Origin of the sequence: Wolbachia endosymbiont (group A) of Epagoge grotiana, from assembly GCF_947251775.1 — a bacterium.
Classification (GTDB): Bacteria; Pseudomonadota; Alphaproteobacteria; order Rickettsiales; family Anaplasmataceae; genus Wolbachia; species Wolbachia pipientis.
The window spans coordinates 436,873-458,050 of the sequence record NZ_OX366387.1; the positions used below are offsets into that span (position 1 = coordinate 436,873).

A 21,178-nucleotide genomic window follows, 5' to 3' on the forward strand; every position below is an offset into this window, starting at 1 on the left:
TATTTTATATAGCTTAAACAATTCTCGAAATGAGTTAATGAAAAATTACTTGTCAATAATTGTTAATATTATATAATATATGAGTTCTAATAAAGTTTAAGTTAAAGGTATGAATAATAATAATCCAGTCGTAAATCTACCGGTTACTATCAGAAAGCTATCATCAAACAAATTTATAGAAGAGATATGTCAAGGCCAATTTGAGGATCAAGATAATACCTTGTTTGAAGATTCTTTTGTTAACAAAATTAAAGAAGGAGATGTGGTAGAAGGTGTAATTACAAGAATAAACCCTAACGACGTTGTGGTTGATATTGGTTTAAAATCTGACGGGAGAATTCTGATCAAGGAACTCGGTTGTAATGATGAGGTCATTATTGGCTCGAAAATCAGAGTTTATGTGGAAAGAATTGAAGATTATCATGGTAATGTTGTTCTTAGTCGTGAAAAAGCAATTAGGGACGAAAAATGGAATAAGTTGGAAGAAGATACAGTTACAAGGGCTGAAGTAAGCGGAGTTATTAAACGCTCAATTAAATGTGGCTTTATTGTTGATCTTGGTGACGGAATAAGCGCTTTTTTACCGCTGAGTCATGTGGATTTGAAGCAAGTAAAAGATGCGAAGCACCTTATTGAAACTGAACAAAAGTTCATCGTGCTTAAAATGGATAAGAAGCAGGGCAATATTGTAGTATCAAGAAAGCTGGTGTTAGAAAAATTGCACGCTGGTGAAAAAATTAAATTTTTAGAATCTTTAAATGAAGGCGATATAATAGAAGGGAAAATAAAAAGTATCACTCATTACGGTGTATTTGTCGGTATTCATGAATCAGATGTAGTGGGAGTTATAGATGGATTGTTACATATTACAGATATCTCTTGGAGTAGGGTAAGTCATCCGTCTGCAGTTTTTACTTGTGGTCAGACTATAAAAGTTAAAATTATAAAAATAGATAAGGAAAATGCTAAAATTTCCTTGGGTGTGAAGCAGCTAGAAGATAGCCCTTGGCAAGATGCAGAGTCAAAATATCCAGTTGATAGTGTGCATAAGGGTTATGTAACAAGCATAGAAGATTATGGATTATTTGTTGAGCTTAGACCTGGAATTGAAGGTTTAGTGCACTCGTCAGAAATAACTTGGGTTAAGAGTAATTTACCAGTTAGTAGTCTCGTAACAAGGGGACAAGAAGTATATGTAAAAATTCTCAGTATTGACATTGCTAAGAGTAGGATGAGTTTAAGCATGAAAAGGTGTGTAGACAACCCTTGGCAAGTATTTATCAATAAATATCCTCCTGGTTCTATTGTTTCTGGTGAAGTGAAGAATAATACCGGCTCATATGTATCTGTTGCTTTCGGTGATTCTGAAATAGATGAGAACGTAGAAGGGACAATATATGTGAAAGATTTTAGTTGGTCTAAAAATGGTTCAGATGAGATAAAGAAGTATAATGTAGGTGATAAAATAGAAGCAAAAGTAATAAGGGCTAACGTGAATCGGGCAAGAATTTATCTTGGAATAAAACAAATAGAGTATGATCCTCTTGAAGAACTGATAAAGAAAGTTAAGGTAGGTGATAAAATACAGGTTATTGTAGGTAAGAGAGAAGATAATGGACTAGTCGTTGAAGTTGAGAACGATGTAACCCTTCTAATAGATCAAGAGCATTTACCAGAGAATAAAAAATTCTCTATATCAGAAAAAATAGAAGTTGAAGTATTGGGTGTTGAAGAATATAACATAGCATTATCTGCTAAGTGATAAGGTTTACTTATTTTGGCTTCATATAAATGGCAACAAAGTCTGATATAATAGCGAGGGTAGCAAAAAGACATCCTTTTTTAGATAAGATTGTTATAGCAGCTATAGTTGATAGATTTTTTGGGATACTTTCAAGCACATTGAAACATCATAATAGAGTTGAAATTAGGGGGTTTGGTTCTTTTTCAGTTAGAAGTTATAACTTGAAAGAAACAAGCCATTTAATGTTACAGAAGTTTACAAAGAATCAATACTTTAAAACATATTTTCGTAGCAGTAAAAAATTATCTGATTTGATAAATGAATAAAAATTTATACCATAAATAAGATGAAAGTAGGGGTTTGAGTTTATACTGTACGATAGAAATTTTTAGCACCATATGCAAGTAGTAGAAATAGTTATACGTAATAACACATATAAAATATCTTGCGAAAGTGGGAAGGGGAATCATTTATTACGCCTTGCTAATAGTTTTGACAAGTTAGTTAGTTCTGTATCTCAAAAAACTGGAGGTAAGGGTTCGGATGCATTAAATTTCTTACTTGCAGCACTAATTCTTGAGGATAAAATTTTAGAATTAACAAAGCGATTAGATGAAGTAAATCAAGAGCGCGAAAAGTATAGAAACGAGAAAAGAATAGAATATACTGAGGTACTAGATAAGGTAAATAAGATTATCACTAATCTTGAGTGCATAAAGGATTAGCTTCAATAAAGCAAGCAATTAAATTGACTATCTGACTATTCAAGCCAGGAGGGAGGTTTGTCTTACGAGTTATGTAACAATATAATTCGTAATCATCAAGATCAACTATTTTTTCGTATTCGATTAGTTCGCTTAAGGAAAATTTATCAAGATATTTCAATGCGAAATGCCCTAAAAGTATATCGGTTTCTTTGCAACCCCTATGCCAGCTTCTATATATTAATTTTCTTCTGAATAGTGAGGTATCTGTCATTACAATTAAACTTTTTTTAATTTAAAAGTTAAACTAAATACTTGTCAAGCGAGGCGCGTTTTAATATACTTAACATTTTGTTAAGATCTAAATATACAGGTGGAATTAATTTCTAATCTTATCCATCAATTTAGCGATGGAATATATTATTTTTTATCATTTTCTTTAATAATTTCTGTCATAGTATTCGTGCATGAATATGGGCATTATGTTGTTGCCAAAGCATGCAAAGTTAAAGTTGAATCTTTTTCCATAGGTTTTGGTCCTGAAATTTTTGGTTTTAACGATAAGTCTGGAACTAGATGGAAATTAAGCGTTGTTCCATTGGGTGGTTATGTTAAAATGCTAGGGGACAACAATGCAGCAAGTGTCCCAGCTGATCAACAAAATTTAATCGAAGAAGAAAAGTTGTATTCATTTCATACAAAACCGCGGCATAAAAAAGCAGCAGTAGTTTTTGCAGGGCCTTTTGCAAACATGGTGTTTGCTGTTATAGCTTTTACAATATTTTTTAGCATAGCAGGTTATTATCGCACTCCACCGGTGATTAGAAATGTAATCGAAGGTAGTGCAGCTAAGCAAGCTGGTTTGTTGCCAGGTGACACTATTACACAAATCAATGAGCATAAAATAAAATACTTTGAAGATATTTCACGTGTGATAATGTCGAATCCTAAAACAAGAATGGAGATTGAGTATAGCAGAAATAATGAGAAGCACAGGACCAGTTTAACTCCATTAATAATCAAGGACAAAGACGTTTTTGGCAACACAATAGAAAGAGAAACTATAGGGATTATTTCAGTCAATACATTAAAGCAGTCGTCTTTTCTTGGGGCTGTGAGCTTATCAGTAAGTGAAACTTACCACACTATGTGCTTAACGATCAAAGCTCTCTTTCACATTATTGTTGGTAAAAGGAGTATCAATGAAATAGGTGGGCCAATAAAAATCGCAAAATATTCAGGACAATCAGCTAAAAAGGGATTTATTATGGTTCTATATTTTATGGCAATCATTTCAGCTAATTTAGCTGCAATTAACTTGCTGCCAATACCACTGCTAGATGGTGGGCATTTATTTCATTATATCATAGAAGCGGTTATACGTAGGGATTTAAGCTTGAAATGTCAAAAATATGCAGCTATTTTTGGTGCTTTAGTGTTGTTTTTGCTTATGGCAACTGGAATGTCAAATGATATTAGGGATCTTTTTTGAAATAAAATATGAAAAAGCTATTTTATATACTGGTAGTGGTTTTTATTTCTTTTCCTGCCCTGCTTGTTGCTTTAGGAACTGCGGAAAAAGTGCAGGTGAAAGATGTCAAATGTATTGGTAATGAGAGGGTAAGCAACCAGACAATAGGGTTCTATATAAAACTAAAATCTGGTGATTATATAAACGACGATGATATAGACTCAATTATAAAAGATCTATATAAAACAAAGTTATTTGCTAGTGTTAATGCTTACATAGATGATAAAAAAAATTTAGTAATAAAAATTCAAGAAAATCCACTGATTAACAAGGTAGTGTTAAAAGGCAATAAGTTATTTAACAGCAAAGAGCTGCTAAGTAATGTGATTCAATCAAAGTCGCTAACTATTTTAACTGAAACAAAATTGCAAAACGATTTAGTGAATTTAGTCACTACTTATAGAAATAACGGTAAGATTGGTGTTAAAATTGAATATGACCTGAATAAGCTTGATGGCAATAGGGTCAATCTAATTTTTAAAATAAAAGAAGGCAAAACCTCTAAAATTAAGGATATAAGATTTATAGGCAATAAAAACTTTTCTGAAAATGAGCTAGAGCAAGTTATCAAAAGACATAGTAATGACATATTTAGTAAGTTATTTAGAGCTATTTTTAAAGGCGGAAATCATTATTCACCGCAATATCTATTGATTAACACAGAATTGCTCGATCATTTTTATTCATCTAAAGGATATATTCAAAATAATATTCAACCAATTGTTGAGGTTGATAATAACAATCAAACAGAGTTAACTTTTTTGATTGACGAAGGACAGCAGTATTTATTTGGAAATAATGAGGTTAATATTGAAACTGAAATTCAGGATTTGAGCCTAAAAGAAGAAATATTGGATTTTATAACAGAGGAAAACGATAAGATATTTAATAGAGTTAAAATTAATAATACAGTAGAAAAAATAAACAAATATTTAAATGAGAAAGGATATATATTTGCAAAAGTTAATCCAGAGTATGCACAACGTGACAATGTTGTAGATGTAACCTACAGAGTGCTGCCGGGTAAAAAGATTTATATAAATCAAATTACAATTGATGGTAACGATCGCACTTTAGATAAAGTGATCAGAAGTAAGCTAAGTGTAGCAGAAGGTGATGCGTACAATATATCTGAGATTCAAAAGTCACGTAAAAAACTAATGAGTAGTGATTTTTTTGAAACAGTGAAAGTAAATAGTTATGCAGTTAATGATAATGCAGTAAATCTTGACTTAAGTGTTAAAGAAAAAAACACTACTTCGTTGTATTTGGGAGGAGGTGTGTCTCTTCCTGGTGGAGCATTGATTAAAATTGACCTCAAAGACCGTAATTTATTTGGTACTGGAAAAGAGCTCTCTTTTGCTCTTGAAAAAAGTCAATACGTATTTTCTACTGATTTAGAGTTTGTTGAAAATAATTTTAACGATTCTGATACGTCACTAGGCATGGGTGTATTTTATGAAAAACAAGATAAACCAAACACTACTTTTGATAGTTGCGATATGGGATTTTTTACAAAGTTATCATATAAAGTCACAGAGAACTTAACTAATTCCCTTCGCTATTCTTATAAGTATAATCATATACACATGGATAATAAGGGTGGACAAGACACCGATATCTCTGAAATAATACTGGACCGAAAAGGTAAACATCAGATTTCATCAGTGGGATACACGTTGGCATATAATAAACTGGATAATCTATATGCTCCAAAAGAAGGGTATTTACTGCGCTTAAGTCAGGATATTTCAGGATTGGGAGGAAACGTGAATTTCCTAAAATCTGAATTCTTATCTTTTTATACGCACCCTATATTAAGCAAAATTGACGATGATATAACGCTACGCTTTAAGATGGCGGCAGGTCATATTTTTTCTTATACTGATGAAAATCTAAACATTGGCCAGCACTTTTTTAAAGGGGGTAATGAGATTAGAGGGTTTGACCTTTCCGGTATTGGACCAAGAGCAGAAGACAAAAATAAAAGCTCATTAGGAGGCAAAACTTATTTTAATCTAACACAGCAAGTGGATTTTCCTCTACCAAAACTATATGACTATGCTGGTATCAAAGGCTCACTATTTGTTGACTATGCAACACTTTTTGGCTTAGATGATAAAAATAAGAAGTATGAAGGGAAATACTACGATAGCAAGCTTGTGAGAGTGTCACCAGGTTTTGGCTTTTCAATGCTTTCTCCTTTTGGTAGACTTAGATTGGATTTCGGGTTTCCTTTAGTAAAGGAATCTTATGATATAATACCATCACCAAATGTTAAATTTTCTATTGAAGCGGGGATTTGAATGAAATATATACAGTTATTTATATCAGTTATTGCCTTAATTATTTCCTTATTTGTGGGGTATAAGTTTGTAGGATATCAACCTCAGAACACAAAAGCTGCAATTATCGATAGTGACAAAGTCATCAATGAATCTCTTGCTCTGCAAAATATACAACAACAAATAAAGGAGCAGAATTCTAGATTACAACAAGAATTTGAAAGTGAGTTAGAAAAACTTAAGCCATCAAAAGAAGAATTTGAACTTTTGTCAGAAGAAGCAAAAAAAGAAAAGACAGAACAGTTTAATAAGCACACTGTAAATACTAGAGATAATTACGCTAAAAAAATGTTACATTTAGAAGAAAGCTATAGAGACGCAGTAGAGAGTGTTTTTAACAAGATAAAAGAAGTCGCTAAAAAAACGGCAGAAAAAAACAACATAGATTTGGTACTATTTATTTCAAAAAAGAACCAAGTTTTATACTCCATGGATGAAGTTGATTTATCAGATGTGGTATTAAACAATATAAACAAGAAAATACCTGAATTTGCTTTGAAAGGCATTGAGTAGGCTTATGCAATTTAATATCAGTGATATTATAAAAATATTACCACATTCTTGTCCGTTTCTCTTAGTAGATAGAGTTATAGAGTGTGATCCTGGTAAAAGTATAAAAGCAATCAAAAATGTGACTTTCAATGAGCCATTTTTTATTGGCCACTTCCCTGGTCATCCAATAATGCCAGGAGTCTTGATAATTGAATCTCTAGCTCAGGCATCTGCTATATGTGTTCTAGGTAAAGAAACAATAGAAAATAAAGTTGTTTACTTGAGATCCATTGAAAATGCAAAATTCAGAAAGCTAGTTACTCCAGGGGACACATTGATTCTTCAAGCTAACATTCAAAGTGTGTGTTTAGGTGTACACAAATTTAGGTGTATTGCATCTGTTAGCGAAGAAAAAGTTGCAGAAGCAACAATCTCAGCAGTATTGCAAAATAAATAAAATCTTCATCTGTAAGAAACAGCATGTACACTGTATAGTATAGCAATGAAGCTGAATTTCAACATCTCATTTTCTAATCTATATACTCGCAATGGATTAATAAAATTAGATGAGACATTTTTGAATTATATCAAATCATGTGATGAGAGCTTGTTTTGTTCATTAATTGAAGCAAGAGAAAAAGCAGCTTCTTCTTCGATGTCATCCCAGTGTCACCCCCCGTCATCCCAGTGCTTGACACTGGGATCTAGAAAACAAGAAGGACGGTCAGCTACTTGGATGACAGATAGTCAGTTAATAGTAGACCTCTCATATTTACTTGATGAATTTATTGCAAAACTTTTCAATGTTGAAAAAGAAATAGAGGAGCTAAAGAAAAAGCACAACGACTTTGCTGTAATATATAAGTGCAAAAGATTATTTGTCCAACGCTATGCATTGAAGAAATACACTAATGTGGCGAATATAGATATTACTAACAAACTAAGTCATTTTCTCACTTTGCCAACAACAGAAAAAAATTTTGCTGAGCAGGTGATGCATTGGTTTGAAGATAAAGAAAATCACAAAGAAGAAATAGAACTTGCAGCACAATATGCAGTGTGGAGAGTAAAAAATAAACAGAGTATATTATTCAGTATTCATAAAAAAATCGACCACGAAAACCTCATACCATTTTCTAAAAAAGAAGTGGACAAAGTTGAAGTGCTGTATTCAAATGAAGTAAAAAGACGATACGGTTTTGATCTAACAAGCAAAAAGGTGAGTTTGAATAAAGCACTAGATAATGCTCACTACTGCATATTTTGTCATAAGCAAAGTAAGGACAGCTGCTCAAAGGGGCTAATTAATAACGACAATACTTTCAAAAAGTCTCCACTTAGAGTTGAACTGCACGGCTGCCCACTAGAGCAGAAAATATCAGAAATGAATCTGGTGAAAAGCGAAGGGTACAGCATAGCAAGTCTTGCAATTGTGATGATAGATAACCCATTATGCGCGGCTACTGGACACAGAATATGCAATGACTGCATGAATTCGTGCATATATCAAAAACAAGAACCCGTAAATGTGCCAGCAATTGAAACAAGGATTCTGGATGATGTGCTCAGTTTACCGTACGGATTTGAAATATATTCTCTGCTCAGCCGTTGGAATCCTTTAAATTTTCAGCGTTCATTGCCAAGAGGAAACACTGGAAAAAACGTTCTAGTTGTAGGCCTTGGTCCTGCTGGTTTTAATTTAGCTCATCATTTATTGAATGATGGGCATAACGTTATCACCATTGATGGACTAAAGATTGAACCTTTGATCGATAATTTCCAGCTAATTAAAGATTTCAAACACGAAAAATTGAGTGAACGCACGGCAGGAGGGTTTGGTGGGGTGGCAGAATATGGTATTACTTCTCGGTGGGATAAGAATTACTTAAAGATTATTAGATTACTGCTGGAAAGACGTGAGCATTTTGCACTTTATGGAGGCATTCGTTTTGGTGGCACGATTAATGTTGATGACGCGTTCAACTCGGGTTTTGATCACATCGCCCTAGCACTTGGCTCTGGCAAGCCACGAATGATCAAAATAAAGAATATACTAGCTCGTGGAGTACGTATGGCATCTGACTTTCTTATGTCGTTACAACTGACTGGTGCTCTTAAATTTGATTCTATAGCAAATCTGCAAGTTCGTATGCCGATAGTTGTCATAGGTGCGGGGCTTACTGCGATTGACACTGCCACTGAAGCTTTAGCGTATTATCCAATTCAAGTAGAAAAATTTCTTCTTCGTTATGAGATATTAGTTGATAAGTATGGAAAGGACTGTGTTGAAAAAGATTGGACAGAAGAAGAACACAAAATTGCAAATGAGCTCATATCGCACGCAAAGTTGATCCAAGCAGAGCAAGAGTTAGCAAAAAAAGAGAATAGAGAAATAAAAATATTAGAGTTGATGCAGAGCCTCGGGGGAGTGAAAGTTATATATAGAAAAGAGCTAAAAGATTCACCGAGTTATCGATTAAATAGCGAAGAGGTGCAAAATGCACTGTCAGAAGGAATTTACTTTATTGAAAACTTAGAGCCAGTTGAAGTTGTGACGGATAAATATAACCATGCTGAATCAATAAAACTGATAGACACAAAATCCGGCGAAATCAAACGTATAAAAGCACGTTCTATTTTTATAGCAGCAGGTACTGAGCCAAATACGGTTATTGCAACAGAAGATGAAAAGCATTTTAAATTAAGTAATGGGTATTTTACTCAATTGAATTCATTGGGAAAAGAAATAGACCCAATATTTTCTCCTAAAATGCAAAATAAAGACAGAATATTAGTATACAAGCAAGGCAATAAAACAATTAGCTTTTTTGGTGACCTTCATCCTTCGTATAGCGGCAGCGTCGTGAAAGCTATGGCAAGTGCTAAGAACGGCTACCCTATTATTTCTCAGCTTTTGAGTGGAGTTAATAGCTTCGTTTCTGTCATTCCAGTGTGTGATGTTGTGGGCCAGAAAAAAAATGCGTGGTCAAGTGTTGAAGACCTGGCTAATAAAGAATTATTTAATAGAATCAAAGAGCAATTCACTGCAAAAGTCATAAAAGTTCAATATTTAACAGATAAAGTGATAGAAATAGTGATTAAAGCACCTCTTGCGGCAAAGAATTTTAAACCTGGACAATTTTTTAGGTTGCAAAATTTTGAAACCAATAGCAGAAAAACTAACCTTGCTATGGAAGGTATAGCTGTGACTGGCACTGAAGTAGACAAAAAAAAAGGAATTATTTCCACTATTGTGCTGGAAATCGGCGGCTCCACTAATTTATGCAGACACTTAAGAGAAGGCGAGCAAATAATTCTTATGGGCCCAACTGGCAGACCTACTGAGGTTTACTAAGTCTCAATATTAAAGTGATGCCAAATTTTATTTCAAAAAGTAAATAATTTACTAACGCTCGTGCACAAATTAAAAATAAATTATGCACGAGTGTAGCGTTATGAATTAGGAGTGCTATATTAAAGCTTACCTCACTATTAAAGCTATCGGTCAGATTAAAAACCTAATCTGACCGGTTTCTCTATAACCCTCTAAACTCTGATATAATTATATGATAATTAGTTTAATTAGTGGTTAATATGCAAATTGATTTTATTCATATATTGAGATAGCATAAACCATATTGGTTTTAATTATTGTGCAACTTTATAAATCGTCACTGTTACTTCTACTGACTGTATTAATAGTTATAGTCCTAAAATTACCTGAAAATTTGAGCATTGCAGTAAATTGGTCTCTCCCAATTCTAGATTTTGATTTATCTTTTCGTACCATACTAATATCTTTTTTATCAGTTGCATTTTTAGCTGTTCTACCAGCACAAAATTTGACTTTTTCAGAGATGCTATCTTTTGCTGCTTACACTATTAGTTCACTTTATGCAGTTTTATCTGAACATATGATATTGGTTATAATATTCTGTGAATTAATGACCATCAGTGCATTTTTTATTATCGCAGCTAGCTGTAGAGATAGTGGACCTGCAATAAGGTACGCTTGTGTACACTTTTTCGTTGGAGTTATATTAATAGCAGGATTGGCACTTCAAAGCACTAACCTGATAATTTTGGGTTTATTGATAAACTGCGCTTGTTTTCCTTTTTCATTTTGGGTTGTTGATGCATATCCTGCTGCATCGCTACATGGCACCACATATCTCTCTTTATTTACCACTAAAGTCTCTTTTTTAGTGATGCTTTTACACACTTATAACCTATGGCAAGATTGTACTGAAATATTAGCGCTTGTAGGCGCCATCACTGCAATTTACAGCATTATATTTGCTTCTCTTGAGCAAAATATTCGCAGATTTTTATGCTATAACGTTGTAGGACAAATGGGCTTGCTGATTATTGCAGGAAGTTTGCTCAGTCCTTCGGAAAAAGCAATACCAATTTTGATACTGCATATAATCTTCTCTCTTGTTTATCAATCATTATTGTTTGTGGTCAGTAATTCGATTATTTCACAAACAAAAACAATTAGTTTTAATGGAGTGGGTAAACTGATGTCAGTGGAAGGCATGTGTGCTATAATCGCAATACTTACAATGGCTGCATTTCCTGGAACCGTTGGATTTATCAGTAAATCATATATCACAGCTGAAATTGAAATGAACACTGTTGCCTTAAAAGGGTATAAAAATTTATATAAGCTTCTAAATTTGCTGCTTCATTTAAGCGTGGGGCTAAAGTTTCTTTATTACTTATTTATTGCAAAAAGTAAGTCAAAACCTTTAGCAGAGAGAGGAGGCAAAATGACTATGATTATTTTAGCATTTATATGCGTAATCGCTGGCAATCCTTACTTACCTATTTACAATAAACCTTCGATTTTCGATTTTGTGTACAACACAAAAAATATTTTGTCGCAATTTAATTTGTTACTATGTACCACTTTATTGTTTATTCCTTTACGCAAGTTATTTTACCCGAGAGTAAATTTTAAAATGGATGTTGATTGGATTTTTAGAACTTTCATATCCTATATTGTCTTGTTGTTCAATCAGTTAGTCTCTAAAACTAGAGAAATGTTTGCCAGCGTAGTGCAAAACTTGACTAATCCACTTACTGGTTTATACTTTAATAATATTACTAAACTTAAAGAAGTGCTGGGTTATAACTCAGTGAGTTTTGTTTCAGCTTCTTCTCTCTTTTTAATGAGTATTCTACTAATGCTATTATGTTTAAATCGTTAACTGAAAGTTTAAATTCTGTATTTAGTAAACTGAGAGGAAAGTCAATCATTTCTGAAGATGATTTTAATCTTGCCATGCGTGAAATACGCATAGCCTTAATTGAAGCTGACGTTTCACTTGAAGTTGCAAAAAAATTCATCAACGACATTAAAGATAAAGTGATTGGGGAAAAAGTCATAAAAAGTGTTTCTCCAGCACAAATGATAATTAAAATTGTACAGGATAATTTAGTTGCAGTTCTCGGATCAGAGAAAAGTGACTTAAATCTAGCAGTTAAACCCCCTGCTGTGATTATGATGGTGGGCTTACAAGGTGCAGGTAAAACAACTACCTCAGGAAAGCTTGCTTTAAAACTAAAAAAGCAAAAGAAAAAAGTGATGCTTGCCTCTTTAGACATTTATAGGCCTGCTGCCCAGAAACAACTTGAAGTGCTAGGTAAACAAATAGATGTGCAAACTTTACCTGTAGTAATAGATGAGAAGCCCATTACAATTACAAAAAGGGCACTGGCAGCAGCAAAGAACGATAATTATGATGTATTAATACTAGACACTGCAGGCAGGCTTCATATTGACAATAATATGATGAATGAGTTGAAAGCCGTAAAGGAAATAGCTTCACCTGCAGAAGTTATTTTAGTAGCCGACGCAATGATAGGCCAGGATGGGGTCAACATTGCCAAATCATTCAATGAGGTAATAGGTGTAACCGGCATTATTCTTACCCGTGTTGATGGTGATGCACGTGGTGGTGCTGCTCTTTCTATGAAAATGATCGCCGATTGTCCAATTAAATTTATTGCTTGTGGTGAAAAATTAAGTGACCTCGATGATTTTTATCCAGATAGAATTGCAAAAAGAATACTTAGCATGGGTGATGTTGTCTCATTGGTTGAAAAAGCTGCTGAGATTGTTGGTCAGGAAGAAATTGATAAGTTACAAAAGAAAGTGAAAAAAGGTAAATTCGACCTAAACGACCTAGTGGGAATGTTAAAAACTCTGAGTAAAATGGATGGCATTAGCAACATAATGAAATTCATTCCTAGTTCATTTACAAAAAAGCTAAGTAGCAGTGTGCCGGATGACAATAAAGTGAAAAAATATATAGCCATCATAAACTCAATGACTGAAAAAGAAAGGCAAAATCCAGATATTTTAAATGGCAAAAGAAGACTTAGAATTTCTAAGGGGTCCGGAACAACTGTAACTGACATTAATCTTCTAATTAAGCAGTATAATCAAATGAGCTCTATGGTAAATAAGTTCAGTAAAGTTGACCATAGTAAACTCAAAGAATCTGATTTGATGGATATGCTAAGCAGAAAGTAAGTCAGCAGGTAGTGGAATGAGACAAATCATCAGTAAACCTTTAGCTATATCAAAAGCGGCTTAGGTCTCGCAAAAAAATTTACAGCTTCTTGCTAGCCAAGAAATTTATTATTAATTTTAAGAAATACTATAGCTGACCCAAGCAACATGTCATACCGCGATTCATTTCATAACTGTACGAACATTGTAGTGTGGGCCACCAGTGGGGTGTCATCCGAGTAGCTTGACTACTTGGATCCAGAAAAAAGAATGGTGTCATGAAAGTAGCCTCCTTCTCCTGTCATCCCAGCGCCCAGAGGTGTCATCCTTTTTTTTGGATTCCAGACTGGAATGACAGCAGTCCTACGTCATGCCACCGCGAACCGCCATACCGCGATTCATTCGCGGTATCTCTAGATCCCGCTAACAAGCAGCGGGATGACGAATTACTTAACCATCATCTACACCGTCATACCGCGATTCATTCGCGGTATCTCTAGATCCCGCTAACAACTTACTATTACCCACAAATATAAATGTTTGTTGCATAGCTCTTAATGGCATAACTTTTGCTTGAAATAACTGTTTATATGGTGCAATTTACAGCTTTTAGTTGCTAAAATTATAACTCTTAGTTTAATAATTTTAATCTAATAAGCTTTCAGGTTAATAAAATTAAATTATTTGAGTAAATACAATACTATGTTTTTATTTGTGGGTAATAGTAAGCGCTAACAAGCAGCGGGATGACGAATTACTTAACCATCATCTACACCGTCATACCGCGATTCATTCGCGGTATCTCAAAGCATAGATCCCGCTAAAACCTTACTATTACCCACAAGTATAAAATTCATGAGCAAGTTTCCATCCTTCTGCTAAATCAAAGAGACGTTTCCATCCCTTCCACAAAGCTATAGGGCCTGGTTCTAAGTCATTTTTGCGAGCTAAAAACCCTCCTAACTTGGCCACCCACCTCACAATTTCTCTTATAGGTGGTGGTGTCTCAGGATAGTTTTTTGTCTTAAGCATTTTGGTATATAAAACCTTCCATTCGTCGTCAGTCAGTATGAAAGTGCAAGAAAGATTTGGATTTGTTCTAGCTACTAGTGTGATAAAAAATATTCTCCATGCAATTATACTCATTATTGTAAGAAAGCGGATTAATCTATCTGCTGCTTGGAGCCTACATTCTTCAACTTTAAGACCAGATTTCAAAATTTTATGAAAAACCTCTATTCTCCATCTTAAGCAATACCATTGTATTTTTTCTACTGCTTCTTCAAAATTATTAATATTTATATTTGTCAACAAAATCCAGTTCACAGGCTCTTCGCCAAATGGGGGGTATTTTTCTATAGCATAGACAGCATTTAAACTTAAATTAGGAAGTTTTTGGGTTTTACGTCTAGCGTTATTTTTTGATGCATTCATCACAAAGTTGCTAAACTTTACTTCTAAAACTGTTGTTCTTTGAGGTTTATCATTGCGAGCAGGAATATTCACTTGTATTTCTCCTTGACAAGACATGCGATTCATCAGATCCCACAACCTTTCACCACCTTTTTCAGAATAAGTCGACTTCTTATTTATTGTTCTGTTTTGATTTCCTCTTACTACAAAAAGAGATTGATTAGTGGAAGCAACTTCAAATAAATCATACATATCTGCTTCTCTGTCACAGACGGTAACTACCTTGATATCCTTTAATCCAGGATGATTAGTAGAATATTTAAGTGATTCTATCCACCGTATGCTTTCTTTCTCTTCTATGGGAACAGCAGTATTATGGCTTCTTCTTTTCAACTCTTTTAGGTCTTCAGCTAAGGAGGGTCTAGTACTAATTTTTTGATCCAATAATCCTATAGGCAGTCCTTCTGTTGTAACTGCAAACGTTGTATGCATCACTAATCCATGTGTTTTAAAATTAGTTGTTTTAGATGTTAATCTTGCTGCTATAATCCCTAATCCTTCGGTCTTTTTATGATTTTTATATGAGATATAACTCGTGTCTTGGATAGCTAAGATAGTTGAGTATTCTTTAGCTCTTTCAACAGTTTTAATTATATGACTTTCTAATATCTTTCTCTCAGAAATGGCATCGTTTTGGAAAAATCTATAAGCTGCTTTACTTTGATGCCAATCTTCACAAGCTTGATTTATTGAACGCTCAGGCGATTCAGCAAAACTATTAACTATTTTTAGAAGCCTTTTACTTAATCTTATATCACCAAAATTAACAATTCCAAATTCACTTTCTGCCCATTCGCCAGTTGAAGTATTTATAGTTCTTTTCATCATATATTCCATTTTTAGACCATAGATCCATTTATAATAGAAAGTTGAATTAGTAAAATATCAGCTTTTTTACTATTTATATACTTATGGGTAATAGTAAGCGCTAAAACGTAGCGGGATGACGAGGTCATGCCACCGCGCGAACCGTCATACCGTCACGGTATCTCTAGATCCCGCTAACACGTAGGGGAATGACGAGGTCATGCCGCCGCAAACCGTCATACCGCCGCGGTATCTCTTAGCCGCTAACACGTAGCGGGATGACGGTTGTTGTTTAGCTATAAATATTAAGAAATTTACCAAACGAAAAAAAAGGCAAAAGAAGCCCTGGGGTTATTATCCGCTTTAAAATATTGGCGTTTTTTATGTTTTAAACGCTTGACAAGCAAGATTTAGCTGCTTTTAATTGCAACTAACCTACGCTGCAAATGTTTAAGAAATTTACTAAGCAGAAAAAAAGACAAAGAATCCCCGAGTTAGCTAGTCTTTTACTATCTCTGTCGAGTATTGGCATTTTTTGATGTCTTGTAACGCTTTATAAGCGCGTTCAGCTTATTTAGATAAAAATCTAGATGTAGATGAAGTTTTGTAAAGACATACAGTATCTATATACTGCAAAAAATTGAACATAAGACGCCGATACATTAAGTAATCCTTACCTTTTAATCTGCAGATTGGCGAAAGCAAATACAATAGCTTCAGTTTCATGATATGTATAACAATGTTACAAAAAATAATATCATAGAATTCAAGAAGATAATTCCTAGAGGGTTACTCATCTATAAAAGGCCGAATTTTGTTAGCTATTTAGATGTAAAAGGTAAGCTAAATTTTTATAAGGAAAAAACAGTAATTAACTAAAAGAGAGCGCTGGACGAGGCAACTTAATTGGTTTGCTATTTCAACCACCATAACTCAATCAACAAATTTTGAAAAAAAACACCGTGTTTTAAGAACCTTATTTATCGACATATAAAATTTTTTCTTGCCTCTTTTCAAAGAATAAAACATCTTAAATTAAGAATATTGATAATTCTTTATAGGGAGTATTATGCACGTAGGAAATTCTAATAGTCAGCAGGTAAGTCAGAATTTGCTACCTTCTTCAACTCATTCCTCTGATGAGGAGTACTGTGATGCTAGTGATAAGGTTGAGAGATCTTCTATATCTTGTGAAAGTGATTCTGACCTGGAGTCTATTCCTACTGTATCACATTTTAAGCAGCATACCTGGAAAGGTAGTCAGCATAAAGAAGTTGATAATATTCATCAAAGCAATCTTGATCAAAGCAAAGAAGGAATAAGAAAAATATTTAACCAAGATAAAAAACAATACATAAAGGAAAAGTTAGAAGATGGTAAATTAGTATGCTCAGGTAAACTTTCTTACGGTAGTATAGATATCAAAATACATGGTTCAGGAAGCTTATTTACTTCTAACCAAGATAATTTTGTTGCGAGGATAAGAGTTCACAATCAAGAAAGGTTAGATTTTACTAAATCTTTCATAGATGTTAAGAGAAAACTTTCTGAAAAGCTTGTAATAACCGAGATTTTAAAAGATGAATTGTTAGATAAAAGAAATACTGCTTATGGGCAGTTTAAACAACTTTTGCATGGTAGAAGTGATAAGACTGCAGATAATCTTGAGTATGCAGAGGATCTTTTACAGCTTTCCATCACACTAGAAAAATATAAGAAACTAAAAGATTTAGATACTTCAATATTAACTGATATAGCTAACAATAACTACATCTCAACTGAACTTAAAGATGTTATTCAAGGCTTGTTAAATATAGAAAAAGCTTTGCGTGAGAGAAACAAGAATTTTCCTAGACTCGATGATTCTGCTCAGCCCAGCATAAAGAATTTATTAGGAGAATTACAAAGAATTCGTAACGAGTTAATAGAGTGTCATAGAAAGTCCTTACGTGATAAATGTTCTTCCTACAGTTCCTCACTAGCCTATTTAATGATTTCTAATATAGATGCACTGCTTGAACAACAAGCACTTCATGTAAGTAACAAAGACATAAATTTATTTTCTGACCTTGCTAATGCAATGGATGAGCAACTTTTCTCAGAATTTTTAGATAATTTGCAGGATTCTTTTTTTAGAAAGGTAAATGAAATAATGAAGTACAATTCGTTGAAGGATTTTGCGCCTTTAACTCATCCTATTTATTTTTATCTTTGTAAGAGCTTTCAGGAGTTAATTTTAGAGATTAGTAGTAAAATAGACATTCCTGTTAATGATTTGCTTAAAAAAAATGAACAAGGAAAATGGTGCTTGATAAAAACTATAAATTGGCCATCAACTTCCTCTTTAAACCACTCTCTTGAGCAGCAATATCGCTTTATCTTTACACTAATGAAACATTTTGAGCCAGGTTATTATTCTAACGAAAGGAAATTTGAGAATGATAAAACATTATGGCAATTTATCAAGAGCTTGTTTGTTAGCAGTGACGAGTTGTCAGCTATACCTGAAGAGCGCTTAGTATGGATTTATATTCTTAACAATGCTATTGCCAATCCACTTTCCAAAGAAGAATTAAAGTTATTTGAACCTCTCATACAAGGCTATACTGATTTTATTAAAAACACAGAAAGTGATCATGATGAGTCATTTCGAATAGCAACACATAATGTTATAAGGTTTATAGCACAAACAAGTCCTTATCTCTCAAAAGAAGTTTCAGAAATTGATCGAGATATTTTAACAAAACAAATAAAATCTATTAAGAAGGCGTTTTTAGATGAACAATCTAGTGATTTTAGAGACTTGGTAGATGTATATAACGAGTATTGGAAGAATAGAAAATTTATTTTAGAAAAAATTCCTGATAAGTTTCCTTATGGGGAGTTCAAGCAAAACATGGAAGCAATACGTAACACACTACTTGATATTGCAAGTACTGCACTTGATAAAAAAGCAAAATCACAAGGGTTCATTAAGTACTTTAGATCGTTTAATGAATTTTTAGAGGATTTAAATAGTATAGAATTCAGTTGGTTTATTAAAGGAACTAATAATGACTTAACTGAAGTAGAAGTAGCCAATAAAGATAAAAATTCATATAAGGTTTTAGATCCTGAAAATTTCATCAAAAAATATAAGGATAATATCCCTAATCACTACTTAATTGAAATCACTCAAGATCTATTAAATAGTGTAAGTAATTTACTTGAGCAAAAAAAATGGTCTGATGACGATAATTTGAGTGCAGCAAGTGAGTTACTGTCAGCAATTAAGAAATCTTTTCTTTATCTAAAGGAGCAACCTAACTACGTGTCTTTCGATATATTCAAAGAAGAAAGTACAAAGCCGTTTATTTCTGTAGTAGGGAATAGCATATCTTATGAGGATTTTAAAAAACGAATTGGTATCATAGGGGAATCTTTTTGGTATTTAAGAAAACAAGATGAGATTGATATAGACAAAGCTTTAGAGCTATATAGAAAAGAAAACAATAATAGCACAGTAGAAACACTAAGAGATTGCTATAACAGATACTTAAAAGAATTTAACTCCTATATACAAGAGACTTCTGACAAAAATTACCAAGATAAAATTAAATTTATTACTGAAAAGGTACGGGAGCAATCAAAACAAATTAAAATTGATGAATGGAACACAAAATTCAAGAGAGAAACTTTACCTGATCTTCTTGCTGGATTAGCTGCTGTGTGGTCTATACAAGAATCAAAGGATATTGCAAGTACAGGAAAAAGCTTAAAGCCACATTGTATTCAAATATTATGCATTTTGCGATTGTTAAGTGTTGATAAAGACTCTAAAGGTGTTGATAAGCATCTTGCGCAAGTCTTAACAGGGCAAGGGAAATCGCTTGTACTAGGTTTACTCTCTTCACTATTAGTATTGACAGGTCATAAGGTCAGAACTGTTTGTTATAGTGAATACTTAGCAGCTCGAGATCAACAAGATTTTAACGGCTTTTTTAAGGAGTTTGGTATTGGTGACAAGATAACTTATGGTACATTTGAGAAGATGGCAAATGAAGTGATAAAGCCTGAGGTAAATGGCAAGAAACAAGATTTAAGAGAATTAGTTGAAGGTCTTATTTTAAATCACAGTGCGGAGCAATCTGAACAGATAAAGCAAGAGGATATTAGTAATACTACTCTTTTAATAGATGAAGTGGATGTTTTCTTTTCTGATCAATTCTATGGGAATACTTATGGTGCATGTAACACTATAGGTATTCCAGGACTAGCTAGTATTCAAGAAGAAATATGGGAAATGGCCAGCAAAAATTATGAAAAAAGTACTATTTTGAAAGAGGTAGAAGAATTCATTAAGAAAAAGATAGGAGAAAGAAATCAAGATTTTAAAGAATTTAATAAATTTTTATTTAAACCTGGAAAATACTATCTTTTGAAAGAAAAAGATAATGTGGTTATTAAAAAAGAATATACTAATCGGTCTCTCTATCAAGAACATCTAGAGGAAATGATTGATGCTGCAATACGTGTTACAAAAGGAAGTGATAAAGACTGGTACATTAACAACTATAAAATTAACGATAAAGGAATCATAAGTTATAGAAGAGACGATGGATTTTATTCCACTTTCACTTATTGCAGCTATTACAACGTATTTAATTACTTTAGGTTAAAGAAAAAAGACTTTGATTGTAAAAATTATGGGTATTTGAATATAGACTGTGGCAAAGTGTCTTATGCAGAATTGCCTAAGGAATATCCTCTTATCTTAGGAGTAAGTGGTACCTTGACTACGCTAGATGAGCATGAAAAAAAAGCGGTAAGAAAATCTTATAACATCAGAGAAAATTCCATCATGCCATCTTTTTTTGGTGATTCTCATTTGAAATTTAATTCAAGTGAAAATTTTACATCTCAGAATTCAGAAGAAGAATGGCTCAGTAAAATTTTTAATCGTGCAAACTCTAAGGTTGGTTCAGGACAATCAGTGTTAATATTTTTTGATACAGATGTAGAAATAAGAAAGTTTAAAGAAAAATTCTTCGGTAAATTTGATCGCTTACACATATTAACAGAAAATACGGAAGAGCATACCAAAGAAAAGTATATCGATGAGGCAGGTATTGCAAAAACAGTAACGCTAGCAACAAGAGGTATGGGTCGTGGTGTTGATTTTAAGTCTAGTGTTGCTGTAGAAAATAGCGGCGGGGTGCATGTTATACAGACATTCTTTTCACTTGATATAAAAGAAGAAACACAGATTAAGGGTAGAACTGCACGTAAAGATAATAAGGGTAGTTATGAGTTGATACTCTGTAAAGAACATTTGGTAAATGCTGGGTTTCTAAAAGAAGAAGAAAAAGAAATTACTATAAATTATGAAAGCTTGAATAAATCCAGAGAACAAAAAGTAAAAGAAAAAGGCTCAAAAAATGAGAAAAGAATTAGAGAGTCAGAAAGTAATCATAAGACAACGATGGATTTTCTTGAATCTTTTTTTCAAAAAGAATGTAGCACTAATATAGATCAGCCATCTGTGGAACCAGCAGTAAGTAGACAACAAAATAGGTAGGAGTT

The 21,178-nt window shown here is 33.3% G+C and carries 14 protein-coding genes; 12 read left to right on the forward strand and 2 right to left on the reverse strand.

Annotated features, from left to right (window positions below):
* Positions 1-109: 109 nt before the first annotated feature.
* The 3 genes from OPR50_RS02140 (at position 110) to OPR50_RS02150 (ending at position 2,469) form a co-directional block, all read left to right on the forward strand.
* Entirely contained in the window at positions 110-1,762 is a 1,653-nt protein-coding gene (locus tag OPR50_RS02140) for a 30S ribosomal protein S1 (RefSeq protein ID WP_012673366.1), read from the forward strand.
* A gap of 29 nt (positions 1,763-1,791) precedes the next feature.
* Positions 1,792-2,070 (forward strand): HU family DNA-binding protein, encoded by a 279-nt coding sequence (locus tag OPR50_RS02145; protein WP_010963035.1) that lies wholly within the window; start codon positions 1,792-1,794, stop codon positions 2,068-2,070.
* A 72-nt stretch (positions 2,071-2,142) separates the two neighbouring features.
* Positions 2,143-2,469 (forward strand): cell division protein ZapA, encoded by a 327-nt coding sequence (locus OPR50_RS02150; RefSeq protein WP_010082086.1) that lies wholly within the window; start codon positions 2,143-2,145, stop codon positions 2,467-2,469.
* Here OPR50_RS02150 and OPR50_RS02155 read toward each other — a convergent pair.
* Positions 2,444-2,722 carry an FAD assembly factor SdhE gene (locus OPR50_RS02155; RefSeq protein ID WP_265024198.1) on the reverse strand — a complete coding sequence of 93 codons (279 nt, stop codon included), beginning with the start codon at positions 2,720-2,722 and terminating at the stop codon, positions 2,444-2,446. The two genes, OPR50_RS02150 and OPR50_RS02155, sit on opposite strands and share 26 nt — an antisense overlap.
* A gap of 99 nt (positions 2,723-2,821) precedes the next feature.
* Here OPR50_RS02155 and rseP point away from each other — a divergent pair, with 99 nt between their 5' ends.
* From rseP to ffh, 7 genes are all read left to right on the forward strand, one after another.
* On the forward strand, positions 2,822-3,940 hold the full coding sequence (gene rseP, locus OPR50_RS02160) for an RIP metalloprotease RseP (RefSeq protein WP_265024199.1): 1,119 nt from the start codon (positions 2,822-2,824) through the stop codon (positions 3,938-3,940).
* A gap of 8 nt (positions 3,941-3,948) precedes the next feature.
* Positions 3,949-6,285, forward strand: a complete 2,337-nt coding sequence (bamA, locus tag OPR50_RS02165) for an outer membrane protein assembly factor BamA (protein ID WP_253303390.1) — start codon at positions 3,949-3,951, stop codon at positions 6,283-6,285.
* Positions 6,286-6,837: an OmpH family outer membrane protein gene (locus OPR50_RS02170; RefSeq protein ID WP_077188197.1), complete on the forward strand. Its 552-nt coding sequence runs from the start codon at positions 6,286-6,288 to the stop codon at positions 6,835-6,837.
* 4 nt (positions 6,838-6,841) lie between these two features.
* Entirely contained in the window at positions 6,842-7,273 is a 432-nt protein-coding gene (fabZ, locus tag OPR50_RS02175) for a 3-hydroxyacyl-ACP dehydratase FabZ (protein ID WP_265024201.1), read from the forward strand.
* Between the two features lie 45 nt (positions 7,274-7,318).
* Positions 7,319-10,171: an FAD-dependent oxidoreductase gene (locus OPR50_RS02180; protein WP_265024202.1), complete on the forward strand. Its 2,853-nt coding sequence runs from the start codon at positions 7,319-7,321 to the stop codon at positions 10,169-10,171.
* 298 nt (positions 10,172-10,469) lie between these two features.
* Positions 10,470-12,029: a proton-conducting transporter transmembrane domain-containing protein gene (locus OPR50_RS02185; protein WP_155969468.1), complete on the forward strand. Its 1,560-nt coding sequence runs from the start codon at positions 10,470-10,472 to the stop codon at positions 12,027-12,029.
* Positions 12,014-13,357 (forward strand): signal recognition particle protein, encoded by a 1,344-nt coding sequence (ffh, locus tag OPR50_RS02190; protein WP_265024203.1) that lies wholly within the window; start codon positions 12,014-12,016, stop codon positions 13,355-13,357. The genes OPR50_RS02185 and ffh overlap by 16 nt, the downstream gene beginning before the upstream one ends.
* Positions 13,358-14,170: 813 nt before the next feature.
* Here the strand turns inward: ffh and OPR50_RS02195 are convergent.
* Positions 14,171-15,637, reverse strand: a complete 1,467-nt coding sequence (locus OPR50_RS02195) for an IS4 family transposase (RefSeq protein ID WP_264339584.1) — start codon at positions 15,635-15,637, stop codon at positions 14,171-14,173.
* 708 nt (positions 15,638-16,345) lie between these two features.
* Here OPR50_RS02195 and OPR50_RS02200 point away from each other — a divergent pair.
* Both OPR50_RS02200 and OPR50_RS02205 read left to right on the forward strand, forming a co-directional pair.
* Positions 16,346-16,495, forward strand: coding sequence for a hypothetical protein (locus OPR50_RS02200; protein WP_218937024.1), 150 nt, complete (start codon positions 16,346-16,348; stop codon positions 16,493-16,495).
* Between the two features lie 190 nt (positions 16,496-16,685).
* Positions 16,686-21,173: a hypothetical protein gene (locus tag OPR50_RS02205; RefSeq protein WP_019236968.1), complete on the forward strand. Its 4,488-nt coding sequence runs from the start codon at positions 16,686-16,688 to the stop codon at positions 21,171-21,173.
* The last annotated feature ends 5 nt before the right edge of the window (positions 21,174-21,178 follow it).